Source organism: Kitasatospora sp. NPDC032150 (assembly GCF_055579945.1).
This window is the reverse complement of sequence record NZ_JBVIMH010000043.1, coordinates 17,388-30,218: the sequence shown is the minus strand read 5'-3', so window position 1 is coordinate 30,218 and position 12,831 is coordinate 17,388. Positions and strand designations below refer to the sequence as shown.

The 12,831-nt window shown below is 70.5% G+C and carries 14 protein-coding genes; 6 read left to right on the top strand and 8 right to left on the bottom strand.

The genetic code is table 11. The features are described 5' to 3' along the window. Positions 1 to 70: 70 nt before the first annotated feature. From ACZ5ON_RS32085 to ACZ5ON_RS32060, 6 genes are all read right to left on the bottom strand, one after another. Complete coding sequence (locus ACZ5ON_RS32085) at positions 71 to 499, bottom strand: MarR family winged helix-turn-helix transcriptional regulator (protein ID WP_465600044.1); 429 nt, start codon at positions 497 to 499, stop codon at positions 71 to 73. Then, entirely contained in the window at positions 499 to 915 is a 417-nt protein-coding gene (locus ACZ5ON_RS32080; RefSeq protein WP_465600042.1) for an SRPBCC family protein, read from the bottom strand. Before ACZ5ON_RS32080 ends, ACZ5ON_RS32085 begins: the two co-directional genes overlap by 1 nt. Before the next feature lie 231 nt (positions 916 to 1,146). Continuing rightward, positions 1,147 to 1,974, bottom strand: coding sequence for a hypothetical protein (locus tag ACZ5ON_RS32075; RefSeq protein ID WP_465600040.1), 828 nt, complete (start codon positions 1,972 to 1,974; stop codon positions 1,147 to 1,149). Between the two features lie 558 nt (positions 1,975 to 2,532). Beyond that, complete coding sequence (locus ACZ5ON_RS32070) at positions 2,533 to 4,269, bottom strand: WXG100 family type VII secretion target (protein WP_465600038.1); 1,737 nt, start codon at positions 4,267 to 4,269, stop codon at positions 2,533 to 2,535. After that, positions 4,266 to 4,580 carry a type VII secretion target gene (locus tag ACZ5ON_RS32065; protein WP_465600035.1) on the bottom strand — a complete coding sequence of 105 codons (315 nt, stop codon included), beginning with the start codon at positions 4,578 to 4,580 and terminating at the stop codon, positions 4,266 to 4,268. The genes ACZ5ON_RS32070 and ACZ5ON_RS32065 overlap by 4 nt, the downstream gene beginning before the upstream one ends. A gap of 426 nt (positions 4,581 to 5,006) precedes the next feature. Then, positions 5,007 to 5,141, bottom strand: coding sequence for a hypothetical protein (locus tag ACZ5ON_RS32060; protein ID WP_465600033.1), 135 nt, complete (start codon positions 5,139 to 5,141; stop codon positions 5,007 to 5,009). A gap of 583 nt (positions 5,142 to 5,724) precedes the next feature. On the opposite strand from ACZ5ON_RS32060, the gene ACZ5ON_RS32055 reads away from it, so the two are divergent. Together ACZ5ON_RS32055 and ACZ5ON_RS32050 are read left to right on the top strand one after the other, a co-directional pair. Then, positions 5,725 to 6,360, top strand: coding sequence for a DUF4360 domain-containing protein (locus ACZ5ON_RS32055; protein ID WP_465600031.1), 636 nt, complete (start codon positions 5,725 to 5,727; stop codon positions 6,358 to 6,360). Positions 6,361 to 6,404: 44 nt separating this feature from the next. Then, positions 6,405 to 6,617, top strand: a complete 213-nt coding sequence (locus ACZ5ON_RS32050; protein WP_465600029.1) for a hypothetical protein — start codon at positions 6,405 to 6,407, stop codon at positions 6,615 to 6,617. A gap of 147 nt (positions 6,618 to 6,764) precedes the next feature. Here ACZ5ON_RS32050 and ACZ5ON_RS32045 read toward each other — a convergent pair whose 3' ends face one another. After that, positions 6,765 to 7,517: a DUF4118 domain-containing protein gene (locus tag ACZ5ON_RS32045; RefSeq protein ID WP_465600027.1), complete on the bottom strand. Its 753-nt coding sequence runs from the start codon at positions 7,515 to 7,517 to the stop codon at positions 6,765 to 6,767. 344 nt (positions 7,518 to 7,861) lie between these two features. Here ACZ5ON_RS32045 and kdpF point away from each other — a divergent pair, with 344 nt between their 5' ends. Genes kdpF through kdpC form a run of 4 tightly spaced genes read left to right on the top strand, consistent with a single transcriptional unit; the run spans position 7,862 to position 12,362 of the window. After that, positions 7,862 to 7,951 (top strand): K(+)-transporting ATPase subunit F, encoded by a 90-nt coding sequence (gene kdpF, locus ACZ5ON_RS32040; RefSeq protein ID WP_465600024.1) that lies wholly within the window; start codon positions 7,862 to 7,864, stop codon positions 7,949 to 7,951. Between the two features lies 1 nt (position 7,952). Beyond that, entirely contained in the window at positions 7,953 to 9,614 is a 1,662-nt protein-coding gene (gene kdpA, locus ACZ5ON_RS32035; RefSeq protein ID WP_465600022.1) for a potassium-transporting ATPase subunit KdpA, read from the top strand. After that, on the top strand, positions 9,614 to 11,707 hold the full coding sequence (gene kdpB / locus ACZ5ON_RS32030; RefSeq protein ID WP_465600020.1) for a potassium-transporting ATPase subunit KdpB: 2,094 nt from the start codon (positions 9,614 to 9,616) through the stop codon (positions 11,705 to 11,707). Before kdpA ends, kdpB begins: the two co-directional genes overlap by 1 nt. 19 nt (positions 11,708 to 11,726) lie before the next feature. Next, the gene (gene kdpC / locus ACZ5ON_RS32025) at positions 11,727 to 12,362 is read left to right on the top strand and encodes a potassium-transporting ATPase subunit KdpC (RefSeq protein WP_465600018.1); all 636 of its coding nucleotides are present in this window, start codon (positions 11,727 to 11,729) and stop codon (positions 12,360 to 12,362) included. A gap of 27 nt (positions 12,363 to 12,389) precedes the next feature. Here the strand turns inward: kdpC and ACZ5ON_RS32020 are convergent, their stop codons facing one another. Next, on the bottom strand, positions 12,390 to 12,779 hold the full coding sequence (locus tag ACZ5ON_RS32020; RefSeq protein ID WP_465600016.1) for an SCO5389 family protein: 390 nt from the start codon (positions 12,777 to 12,779) through the stop codon (positions 12,390 to 12,392). Positions 12,780 to 12,831: the final 52 nt, after the last annotated feature.

Below are 12,831 nucleotides of genomic sequence, written 5' to 3'. Positions count from 1 at the left end.
ACATGCCTGGGCGGCCGCAATCGATGCCGACCTGCGGGCTTGGGAGAAGACGATGGCCGAGTCAGGTGGCTCAGTGCTCCGGATGAGCCAGTCGGCCGAGCAGGGCGAGCGCCTCCGCACGGGCCACGGGCGCGAAGAAGGACTCGTCGACCTGTTCGACGGCGGCGATCGCGAGAGGAGCCAGCTCGGTCCCGGCGTCGGTGACCCGCAGGCGCTTGGCGCGGGTGTCGGCGGGGTCGGTCTCGCGCTCGATCAGCCCCTTGCTCTCCAGCGCGCGCAGGACCTGGGAGGTCATCTTGACATCGGTGCCGGCCTGGCGGGCCAGGGCCAGCTGGTTGGGGTGCTCGCCCTGTGAGTTGAGCCACCAGGTGCAGGCGAGCAGTACGAACTGGACATGGGTGAGGCCGAGCGGGCCGAGGGCCGACGCGATGTCGCGCTGCCAGCGCAGTGTGGCGTGCCAGAGCAGGAACCCGGGGCTGTCGCCCGGGCCGAGAGCCATCAGGCGCCTGCCAGTTCGACCAGCGCCGCCATGGTCTCGGGCCAGTCGGCGGTGATGTCCGGGCCGAGATGAGGACCGACCTCGTCGGCTGCGGCACCGGTGATCTCCATCCGGTACACCACCCGCGCGTTCCGGTCGTCGAGGCGGTCGATCCGGTGGATGGTGCGAAGGACCAGGCCCTCGATCCGGGCCTCGTCGACGAACAGTTCACCGGTGCTCGCCTCGGAGATGAGCAGCCGCACCGGGTCCTGTCCGGGCGGGGTCATCGTGAACTCGGTACCGGCCGCGAACGGGCCGTCGATCCGGATGCTCTCGATGCCGGGGTTCCAGTCTCCCCAGTTCTCCACGTCGGCCCACAGCCGCCAGATCGCCTCGGGCGCGGCGGTGGTGTCGACACTGTGCTCGTACACCCACATGAGTGACCTCCCCGGTCGGAAACACTGTCTGCGGGAAGATTATCTCCGCGAAGACTGTCTGTCCATGGCCTGTCGGCATCCAATGCCCCGTCCGCGGGGCCGGCGGAGAACGGGCGGACGGGAGACGGGCGGCGACTGCCGGCCCTGCCGGGTCGAGGGTGCGAGAACGGCCGGAGGGGGCACCGTGTCAAGTGCGGTGCCCCCTCCGGCCGTTGTCACGCCACGGCGGTATCAGCCCAGCATGGCGGAGATCTGCTTCACCTTCTTCAGGGCCGTGTCCCTGTCGAGTCGGAGAACCTTCTCGTGCGCGTTGAGTGCGATCCACGAGCCGTCGCTGAAGGCCAGGTCAAGCCGGTAGGTGAACCACGAGTTGGGCGTCTCGCGGCGCAGCCCGAACGTGCCGCGAGGCCATTGGAGCAAGGGCGCCGCCGCGAAGGGCTCGTTCTTCGGGTGTGTCTCCCAGCTCAGGATGAGCATCCGACGGTCGGTCAGCACCAGGGTGAACGCGCGCTGGTCGACCCTGAGGTACCGGCTGGGTGCGGTCCGCACGGCCTTCCACAGGTGTCCTGCCATGCTCTCCTTGCCGCCGCTCCAGGAGCCGCCGTGGAGCGGCCGCCTGATTGCCCGGTACGACCGCCGGACCGGACTCAGCCCGTAGCTGTGCCGCCGGCGGTACCGCACGTCGGTGGAGAGCAGTTCCACCAGCCACTTGGGCGAGAGCGTCCTCCAGATCACCGACCAGGTCGCGCGCACGATGTCCCAGAGGATCCTCAGGGGAAGCAGGGCGATCTGTTCCTTGAAGTACTCCCGGTGGAAGTAGAGCGGCAGAAGGGGATCCAGGTCGACTGCGAACACGCCGAGGAGCGTCTCGCCCGGGAGCAGATGCGGAGCCGCGGTCTGTATCAGCGCCCGGGGGCCGACTGCCGCAGGGTTGACACCCGGCACGGGGTACTGGTCGGAAGACTCGTCCTCGCCGGAGTCCCTCATCATGCCGAGCACGACGAGGGCACCCCCGAGGACCACGAGGATGCCGATGACGATGAGTCTGAGGCTACTCAAAAAGGATCTCCTAGATCATGTGATGACCGGTGCGGCATCCGACTGCGGCGCGAGAAGTTCGAACTGATGCGCGGGAAAACCTATCGCAGGGACGCCCGCCTCCGGCCGGGGCGGGCATCCCTGGCGGCTCCCCGCTCACTCACCGCGTCTTGAACCCGCTTTCCGCCCGCCGTGCCCGCGAGCACGTCAGTCGGTCGAGCTGCTCAACACCCGGTCAGGAAGGACACGCGCCATGGGCGATACAGGGCTTCAGCCGCACCCTGACGCCATCGGTCATGTGTCGGTGGCCGGTGACCAGGGCGACCGGCCCCCGCGGCTTCGGTCGAGGGTCTCGGGCATCAGCGTCTCGGGCGACGCGTCAAGGGAGCTGCCGAACGCTCGTCACCTGACGCAGCGGCTGCCGGCCCAGCCGGCCCTGCCGGATTGACGAGGCGGGAGCCGACGCCCAGCCGGAGCGGTCCACCGAACCAACCTGAACGGCCCGAGCAGCCCGAGCAGCCCGAGAGGCACCATGTCAGGCACGGTGCCCCGTCGGGCCGTTGTCACGCCGTGGCGGGATCAGCCGAAGGCCTGCTCGATGCGGGAGCGATCGACCCGGTACGGGCCGGGGTCGTGGTCCATACCCAGGTCGTGGGTCACCTCGCTCTTGGCGGCGTTTTTCCAGAAATCCTTGTTGCTGTCATCGCCGCTGAACTCCCCCTTGGCCCGGTCCCGGGCCGCCTCCCAGGCGGCCTTGCCGGGGTTCCCGGTCCTGACGTCGTCCTTGTCGATCCCCAGGGCGTCGGCGAACTGGCCCTTGGCGTAGTCGGTCACCTTGCCGTCGGCCCAGCCGACGGCCTTGCGGACCGCCTTGTCCTTGAGACCGCTACCGGCCCCCTGCTCGAACTCCCGCAGGCCCTGGGCCGCCGTCTTGACCTTCTTGATGTCGCCCGCGAGCGCCTTGGCGTGCTCCAGCTTCCGGACGGCCTTGACCGCGGAGCCGAGCTCCTTGAGGGCCTTGAGGATCTTCTCCAGGTTCTCGGCCAGCTCGGTGGACACCTTGGCGACCCGGGCGACGAACACCGCGATCTCCGCCTCGGTGATCAGCGCGTCGGCGATAACTCCGATGCCCGCCGTCAGAACCGCGATCACCGCCTCTGCCGCCAGTGAGACGATGAGTGCCTCGATCGCGTCGCTGATGATCTCGATGATCATGCTCTCGGCGAGCGCGCACTCCTGGGCCGCCTGGTTGATGAGCTGGGCGGTCTGCAGCATGCCCTCGGCGGTGGAGTCGAGGGCATCGACAACCTCGCCCATGTGGCGCCCGAAGGAGTCGGAGGCGGTTCCCTCCCACTGCGCGGACAGCGGCATGACGTTGCCGCGCAGCTGCTCGGCGACGCTCTGCACGGCCTTGGCCTGGGCCTGCCACTCCTCGGCGGCGGCGTTCAGCTCGGCGAGGTTCCCGGTGACCTTCTCGAGCTCCTTCATCAGGCCGACTTTTTCGATCGCGTACACGACCGCCTTGTCCAGCGAGCCCTCCAGGCCGTGCCTGGACGGGTGCTCCGCCGGGGTGAGCGAGTCCGCCGGGGCAGGGTTGTTGTTCTGCGCCCAGTAGTACGCCGACGAGCCGCCGGACATCCCCGCGCCTCCGGCCAGCGACAGGCCGGGCCCGCCGCCGTACGGGCTCGGGGTGCCGGGCGTCAGCCGGGTCAGGCCGGTGGTCACCTCCCCCGACCCGCCGAACGCCGAACCGGCCCCCGGGCCGAAGGCCGAACCGGCGACCGAGCCTGCCACCGCGCCGATGGCCTCGCCGGTCGACCCTCCGCCGGACTCGCCGCCCTCGCCGCCGCCGGCCGGGTTCTCGCCTCCGGTCGAGCCCTCGCCGCCGCCCTTGGACTCTTCCTGATCCTTGATGCCGAGTGCGTCCTTGGCCTTGCCGACGGCCCAGTCGCCGATCGCCTCGGAGCCCTTGTCCTTGATGTGCTCACCCGTCTTGCGGGCGAAGTCCCCGAGCCAGCTCGACCGCGGGTCCTCGCCCGACGGCTGCTCCCCGCCGTTGTCGGGGTCGGGGGCGGGGGCCGGATGCGGTGCCGGTGCGGGCCCGGGGTGCGGCTCAGGCGCGGGTCCGGGGTGCGGCGCAGGGGCCGGTCCCGGATGCGGTGCCGGCGCGGGCCCGGGGTGGGGTGCCGGCGCGGGGCTGGGGTGCGGGGCCGGATGCGGCGCAGGTGTGGGGTGCGGCGCCGGTGCCGGGTTCTGGTGGTGGCCGCCGGACGACGTGCCGTGGCTCGACGAGTGCCCGCTGGAGCCGCTGCTCACTGTCCACCCCCGAGGTCGGCGCTGACGGTGCTGTCGTGCTGGGCGTAGTTCTGCGCCGTCACGTTGAGCCCTTCGGCGGTCCCCGAGAGCGCCTCCATGAGGTCGGCGAGGTTCTGCCGACTCGCGTCGGCGTGTTCCCGGTAGCTCTGCGCCAGGTTCTGTGCGTTCGGCAGGTGGCCGAAGGCGTCGGACGAGATGGTAATGCTGGATATCGTCATCTGGACCCGGGCGAGCTGCTCCTGCTGCTCGCTGGTCGTCGACGCATACCGACCTAGAGCTTCGGGCTGAACCCGAAACCCGTTGTCCCCCATGGTCTTGGCCTTTCGTTATGACCGCTCGTTGAGCGGCTCATCCTACTGACGCGGCGTCGAACGGCCTTACCCAGGACCACTTCTGGAGCCGGCCCACAGCGCGCGGAGGACGCATCCTTGGCGGAGCCGGGACCGGGAAGGTAAAGACTTCGTCGGGCGGCCCGCCGGGACGGACGGCCGCTGATCGGCCGGATCCGTACCCGCCGACTCGTCTGGAGTGCGGGCGTTCCGTGAAATCCCCTACATTTCAGTTATGTTGACTTCAATTCGCTTCCGGTCCATGGTCGGCCGACGAGGCTGCTCGTGGCGGAATTGAGGAGAGCCGGGGACGACTGTCGGGACAATGCGCAAGATCGTGAATGTTGACCGGACGCTGACGGTATGGCAGGTGCGGTCAGGCCGAGGCCGTCGGCTCCGGCGGACGTTTCATCGGGCGGCGAAGACCGGCGGCTTCGCCACGCTCTCCTCCACCGCGGCGAAGCCGTAGTCGAGCATCTCCCGTTCGTACCGCTCCACTGCGGTCAGCAGCTCGGCCTCGCCGCGGTGTGCCGCGGTGAGCATGCGGCAGAGCAACGCGGCGTCCCGGAAGGCGGTGTTGGCGCCCTGCCGCCGCTGGGCGGCATGACGTGGATGGCGTCGCCGAGCAGGGTGGCCGGGCGAGTGCCCCAGTGCGATACCGGCTTGGCCCGGCGGATCGTGATGGGCGTGCTGTTCACCACGTCCGACCGCCGGACCAGCTCGACCAGATCCGGGTGCCAGCCGTCGAGGAGCTCCAGCAGCCGCTCTCGCGTCGCCGCCCAGTCGTCCGGCGCCGGCCCGACCCCCTCCGGCAGGAAGCCTCGTCCTGGATGAGCAGGCTCGCAAGGTCGGCCGGATTCCGGTGGAGCAGCGGGACGAGGCTTTCCGGTTCGAGCTGTCCGTCGTCGTCGGCGGTCTCCGCGCGAAGCTGCTGAACGGGTGATCCTCGGCCGTAACTGCCGTCGCTATCAGGCGCCCTGATTTACCGTCAGTAAATTGCTGTCGCGCCTCTGTACGCGGGCGTGCGGCTGTGGTGACATGGACGCGCCAAGTCTCCTCCCGAATCACCACCGCTCACAACACTGACGCATCCCACGGGATCCGTGGGCGATCGGAAGGGAAAGTCATGCTGTCACGCATGCTGGCCGTCGGCGGCGTCGCCGTGTCGCTGCTCGGCTCCTCGGGCTTCGCCTGGGGAATGACTCCGCCGCCGGACAAGATCGTCATCGACGTGGCGACGGTCAACGGCTCCGGCTGCCCGGCCGGTACCGCCGCCGTCGCGGTCTCGCCGGACAACACGGCCTTCACCGTGACGTACAGCGACTACCTCGCCCAGGTGGGCGTCGGCGCCAAGCCGACCGACTTCCGGAAGAACTGCCAGCTCGACCTCAACGTCCACGTCCCCCAGGGCTTCACCTACGCGATCGCCTCCGCCGACTACCGCGGCTACGCCCACCTGGAGTCGGGGGCCACCGGCGTCCAACAGGCGAGCTACTACTTCCAGGGACAGTCGCAGACCACCTCGAAGAGCCACCGGTTCAACGGTGGGTACGACAACAACTGGCAGGCCACCGACGCGGTCGACGTCGCGGCCCTCGTCTTCGCACCCTGCGGTGAGGAGCGCAACTTCAACATCAACACCGAACTGCGAGTGAGTGCCGGCACCTCCGACCCGACGAAGACGACCAGCTTCATGACCATGGACTCCACCGACGGCAACATCAACACCACCTACCACCTGGCCTGGAAGCAGTGCCCCTGAGTTCCCCTCGGAACGCCCGGTGCGCCCTCCCCTCCGCATCCGGAGTGGAGGGCGCCGCCGCGTCCGGCGGCACGGACCCCGTACGGCCGCCGTCGCTGCGCTGTGGATCGCTGTGGATCGCCGTGGACGACTTCGTCCGCCGGTACGGGCGCGCCGCGCTCATGGCACCCGCCGACAACGCGCCCGCCATCGCGACCCACCGCCGCCTCGGCATGACCGGGTGTCTTCCGGGAGCGGCCCACATGCCGGCCCCGTGAGGCCTGGCACCCCCACCATGCCGGGCCGTTGACGGGCGCACGCCCGCTCGGCGTGCGCCCGGCTCCGGGCCGCCCCGCCGAGAGGGTGCTGGCGGCGCCGACGGGCCGTCAGCCCTCGCCACCTCGCGAGGCGCCGACCGTCGGGGTTCAGGCGGTGTGCGCCGGGGGTCGCAGCGAGTCGAGGACTGCGCCGGCCTGGTCGGCCAGGGTCACCGCGACGAGACGGGCCTGGCGCGAGGGCACGGTGCCGGGCGTCGGTTCGAGCATGAAGCGGCCGATGTACTTGCCGTTGCCGAACAGCCGCAGCTCCACGTCCTGGTCGGGCAGGCCGAGACGGTCCGCGTCCCAGGGCCTGCGGCCGATGACGACGGAGCCGTCGTGCTCCAGGCGCGGCGGGTGGCCGAGCAGGGAGCCGTACTCGAACCGGCAGTCGCGCAACCGGAGCAGCTCGATCAGCTGGTCCCGGACGTGGTCGACCACGGTGATGGCCGAGTTGGCCGAGCGGGCGAGTACGGCGGTGGCGTGGATCCGGGCCAGGTAGTCGGCGTCGGTGATCGCGACGACCTGCAACCGGCGGGCGTGGAAGGCCAGTTGGGAGACCGCCAGGCCGACGAGCAGCAGCAGGACGGCAGTGGTGAGGTCGGACGACTTGCTGATCGCGAAGCGCTCGTACGGCGGGGTGAAGAAGAAGTCGAACCACACGGCGGCGGACACCGCGGCGAGCGCCCCTGCCAGCCGGCGGCCCAGCGCGGCCACCGCGACGACCACCACCACCAGCAGCAGCGTGACATTGGTGTTCGCCAGCCGGTCGCGAAGCGGCAGCAGCACCGCGCACAGAGCGGCCGGGCCGAGGACCGCCGCGACCAGCGAGAGCGTATCCCTGGTGAGGTACCGGAGCATGACGCACCTCCTGGCTTCCGGTGTAGCAGCCCGATGGCCCGGCGCAAGTGCTGAGCCCAACCGTTGACGCAGCCTTAGCGGTCGAGCGCGACCGCCCCGGCGCAGGCCCCTGACGGCCTAGGAAAAGTCACCATGCCGCGGCGCGCCGCCGGAGAATCGCCGTGACCGAGTGTGACCCGGTGAGTGGCGGAGCGTGGTCGGCATGATGGACCTGGCCTATGTCGGTGTGACGGTGCTGTCGTTCGCCGTCCTCGCCCTGGTCACCAGGGGAGTGGGACGCCTGTGAACGGCCGGGCCGCCCGCAGCCGGCAGGCCGGTCCGGCCGGACCGGAGCGGAGGAGGGGATGAGCACGGACAACATCGTCGGACTGGTCGTCTCCAGCGTCATCGTGGTCTACCTGGTACTGGCGCTGATCCACCCGGAGAGGTTCTGAGGTGGGCCCCGGCCTCGCGGGCCTGCTGCAGGCGCTCGCCCTGGCGGCGGCGCTCGCGCTGTCGTACCGGCCCCTGGGCGACTACCTGGCGCACCTGCTGACCAGCCGGCGGCACCTGAGGATCGAACGGGGCCTGTACCGGCTGATCGGGGTCAACCCCGACTTCGAGCAGACCTGGCAGGCATATCTGCGCGGAGTGCTCGCCTTCTCGGCCGTCTCGGTGCTCTTCCTCTACGCCTTCCTGCGGCTGCAGAACCACCTCTGGCTGTCGCTGGGCTTCCCCGCCGTGCCCGCGGCGACGGCGTGGAACACCGCGGTCTCCTTCATCACCAACACCAACTGGCAGTCGTACTCCGGCGAGTCGACCATGGGCCACCTGGTGCAGATGGCCGGCCTGGCGGTGCAGAACTTCCTCTCCGCCGCCGTGGGCATCTCGGTGGCGGCGGCGCTGGTCCGGGGCTTCGGCCGCAGCCGGACCGACCGGGTGGGCAACTTCTGGGTGGACGTGGTCCGGGTGACGGTACGGCTGCTGCTGCCGGTGTCGGTGGTCTTCGCGATCGTCCTGGTGGCGGCCGGAGCGATCGAGAACCTGCACGCTCCCGTGGCCGTCACCACCCTGAACGGCGGCTCGCAGACCATCACCGGCGGCCCGGTCGCCTCGCAGGAGGTGATCAAGGAACTCGGCACCAACGGCGGCGGCTTCTACAACGCCAACTCCACGCACCCCTTCGAGAACCCGAACCCGCTGACCAACTGGCTCGAGGTCTACCTGCTGCTGGTGATCGCCTTCGCGCTGCCCCGGACCTTCGGCACGATGGTCGGCGACCGGCGCCAGGGCCATGCGATCGCGGCCGTGATGGCGCTGATCTGGAGCGGCTCCGCCGGCCTGCTGACGCTGTTCGAGTGGCAGCACCACGGCAGCGCCCTGCGTGCGGCCGGTGCGGCGATGGAGGGCAAGGAGGTGCGGTTCGGCATCTCCGGCTCCACCCTGTTCGCCGCCTCGACCACGCTCACCTCGACCGGCGCGACCAACTCCGCGCACGACTCGTACTCACCGCTGGGCGGCGGCGTGCTGCTGCTGGACATGATGCTCGGTGAGATCGCGCCCGGCGGCGTGGGCTCGGGCCTCTACGGCATGCTGATCCTGGCCGTCGTGACGGTGTTCGTGGCCGGGCTGATGGTCGGCCGCACGCCCGAGTACCTGGGCAAGAAGCTGGGCGGCCGGGAGATCAAGTTCGCCTCCCTCTACATCCTGACCACCCCGGCGATCGTACTGGTCGGCACCGGTACGGCGATCGCCCTCACGGCGGGACGGGCCGGCATCCTGAACACCGGCCCGCACGGCTTCTCCGAGGTGCTCTACGCCTTCACCTCGGCGGCCAACAACAACGGCTCGGCCTTCGCCGGCCTCACCGCCACCAGCACCTGGTGGAACACCGCGCTCGGCCTGGCCATGCTGTTCGGCCGGCTGCTGCCGATGGTCTTCGTGCTGGCGCTCGCCGGATCCCTGGCCGGACAGAGCCCGGTGCCGGCGACCGCCGGGACGCTGCCCACCCACCGGCCGCTGTTCGTGGGGATGCTCCTCGGCGTGGTCCTGATCGTCGTCGGGCTCACCTACTTCCCGGCCCTGGCCCTGGGGCCGCTGGCTGAAGGGCTGCGCTGATGCCGCCGCCCGCGCACCAGGCGCACCGCGTCTCGGCCGGGGTGCTGGACCCGAAGCAACTGCTGCTCTCCCTCCCCGACGCGCTGCGCAAGCTCGACCCCCGGGTGATGGTGCGCCACCCGGTCATGTTCGTGGTGGAGATCGGCGCGCTGCTCACCGTCTACTCGGCGGTCCGGCACCCCGGTGTGTTCGCCTGGGTGATCACCGCCTGGCTCTGGCTCACGGTGCTCTTCGCCAATCTGGCCGAGGCCGTGGCGGAGGGCCGGGGCAAGGCCCAGGCACAGACCCTGCGCCGGGCCAGGACCGAGGCCGTCGCCAGGCGGATCACCACGCAGTGGCGCCCCGGCCTGGCCCGGCCGCCGGAGGAGACCGTGCGCGCGGCGGAGCTGCGGCTCGGCGACCACGTGATCGTGGAGGCGGGGCAGCTCATCCCGGGTGACGGCGACGTGGTCGAGGGCGCGGCCTCGGTGGACGAGTCGGCGATCACCGGTGAGTCCGCCCCGGTCATCCGCGAGTCCGGCGGGGACCGCTCCGCCGTCACCGGTGGCACCACGGTGCTCTCCGACCGGATCATCGTGAAGATCACCTCCAGGCCGGGGGAGACCTTCATCGACCGGATGATCGCGCTGGTCGAGGGCGCCGCCCGGCAGAAGACGCCCAACGAGATCGCGCTCGACATCCTGCTGGCCTCGCTGACCATCATCTTCCTGCTCGCCGTCGTCACCCTGCAGCCGATGGCGACCTTCGCCGGTGCCGAGCAGCCGATCGTGGTCCTGGTCGCGCTGCTGGTGGCGCTGATCCCGACCACCATCGGCGCGCTGCTCTCCGCGATCGGCATCGCCGGCATGGACCGGCTGGTGCAGCGCAACGTGCTGGCGATGTCCGGCCGCGCGGTCGAGGCCGCCGGCGACGTCTCGACGCTGCTGCTGGACAAGACCGGCACCATCACCTTCGGCAACCGGCAGGCGGCGGAGTTCACCCCGGTCGGCGGGACCGACCTGCGGCAACTGGCCGACGCCGCACAGCTCTCCAGCCTCGCCGACGAGACGCCGGAGGGACGCTCCATCGTCGTGCTGGCGAAGGAGCGGTACGGGCTGCGCGCCCGGACCCAGGCGGAGATCGGGCACGGCGAGTGGATCGGGTTCTCCGCGCAGACCCGGATGAGCGGTGCGGATCTGCAGGAGGACGGCGGTACCCGGCGGATCCGCAAGGGGGCGTTCGGCGCGGTCGTCCGCTGGGTCGAGGAGCACGGCGGCAGCCCCGGCGGCGAGCTCGGTCCGCTCGTCGACGGGATCTCGGGGGCGGGCGGTACGCCGCTGGTGGTGGCCGTCCAGTACGGCGGCGAGCCGGCCCGGGTCCTGGGGGTCATCCACCTCAAGGACGTGGTCAAGCACGGCATTCGGGACCGGTTCGACGACCTGCGCCGGATGGGCATCCGGACCGTCATGATCACGGGGGATAACCCGCTGACCGCCAGGGCGATCGCGGGCGAGGCCGGGGTGGACGACTTCCTGGCCGAGGCCACCCCCGAGGACAAGATGGCCCTGATCCGGCAGGAGCAGGGCGCGGGGAAGCTGGTCGCGATGACCGGGGACGGTACCAACGACGCCCCGGCCCTGGCCCAGGCGGACGTCGGAGTGGCGATGAACACCGGGACCTCGGCCGCCAAGGAAGCCGGGAACATGGTGGACCTGGACTCCAACCCGACCAAGCTGATCGAAATCGTCGAGATCGGCAAACAACTGCTGATCACCCGAGGGGCGTTGACAACCTTCTCGATCGCCAACGACGTCGCCAAGTACTTCGCGATCATCCCGGCGATGTTCGCCGGTGCGTACCCGGGCCTGAGACACCTGAACATCATGGCGCTGCACAGCCCGACCTCGGCGATCACCTCGGCGATCATCTTCAACGCCTTGGTCATCGTGGCGCTGATCCCGCTCGCCCTGCGCGGCGTGCGCTACCGCCCCTCCTCGGCCTCCGCGCTGCTGCGGCGCAACCTCGGCGTCTACGGCGCGGGCGGTCTGGTCCTGCCGTTCATCGGGATCAAGCTGATCGACCTCCTGGTGCAGTTCGTGCCCGGGCTGAGCTGACGACGGAAGGAGAGCCCACGTGCCGACGCCACTGCTGGTGCAGATCCGGCTGCACCTGGCCGCCCTGCGGCTGCTGCTCGTCTTCACCGTGCTCTGCGGGCTGGCCTACCCGCTGCTGATCACCGGGTTCTCCCAGTTGGCCCTGGACGGGCAGGCCAACGGATCGCGGTTGGAGCGGGACGGGCAGGTGGTGGGCTCCCGCCTGCTGGGCCAGACCTTCGACCTGCCCAAACGCAACCCCGCCGATCCGAAGGAGCCGGCCAGGCCCGATGCCAGGTGGTTCCAGCCACGGCCCTCTGCGGCGGGCAGCGGGTACGACCCGACCGCCTCGGGCGCCTCCAACCTCGGTCCCGACGACGCCGGCCTGACCACGAGCGTCAGGGACCGCCGCGCGGCCGTCGCCGCCTTCGACGGCGTGACGCCCGAACAGGTCCCCCCGGACGCGGTCACGGCCAGCGGCTCCGGGCTCGACCCGCAGATCTCCCCGGCCTACGCCCACCAGCAGGTAAACCGGGTCGCAACGGCCCGCGGTCTGGACCCGGCGGTGGTCCGGCGACTGGTCGAGGACCACGTCCAGGGACGCGTCCTGGGCTTCCTGGGGCAGCCCCGGGTGAACGTCCTCGCCCTCAACCTCGCGCTCTCGCGGCTCGGTTGATCAGCGGCGGGGTGCACCGGGGCGGGATCAGCAGCTGCGCAGCTCCGGTGTCTGGTTGAGGAGCTGGGCGCGCAGCGAGGTGAACTCCCGGTAGGCGTCGCCCTGTTCGGTGCCGGGGCGGAAGGCGGCCACGCGGTGGCAGTTCATGAAGGCGAGCCGCACTCCGAAGTGCCGCTCCAGGCTGCCGCGGATGGCGTTGCTGGCCAGGGCGCGCAACAGCTGGGCGCGCTCCTGGTCGGTCGGAGTGGTGTTGTCGTCGGCGAACTCGGCGGCGGAGGAGGCGAGTTCGGTGCTGAGCCCGGCGACCACCCGGTAGGCGTAGGGGAGCGAGGTGCGTACGGTCTCGATGAAGTCGGCCTCGTCGACCGTGCCGTTCTCGGCCTTGGCGAGGAGGGCGGGGGAGACGTCGAGTGACATGGCGGGATCCCTTCGGAAGGACTTAACGAAGATGAAAACCATTAGCGATAGC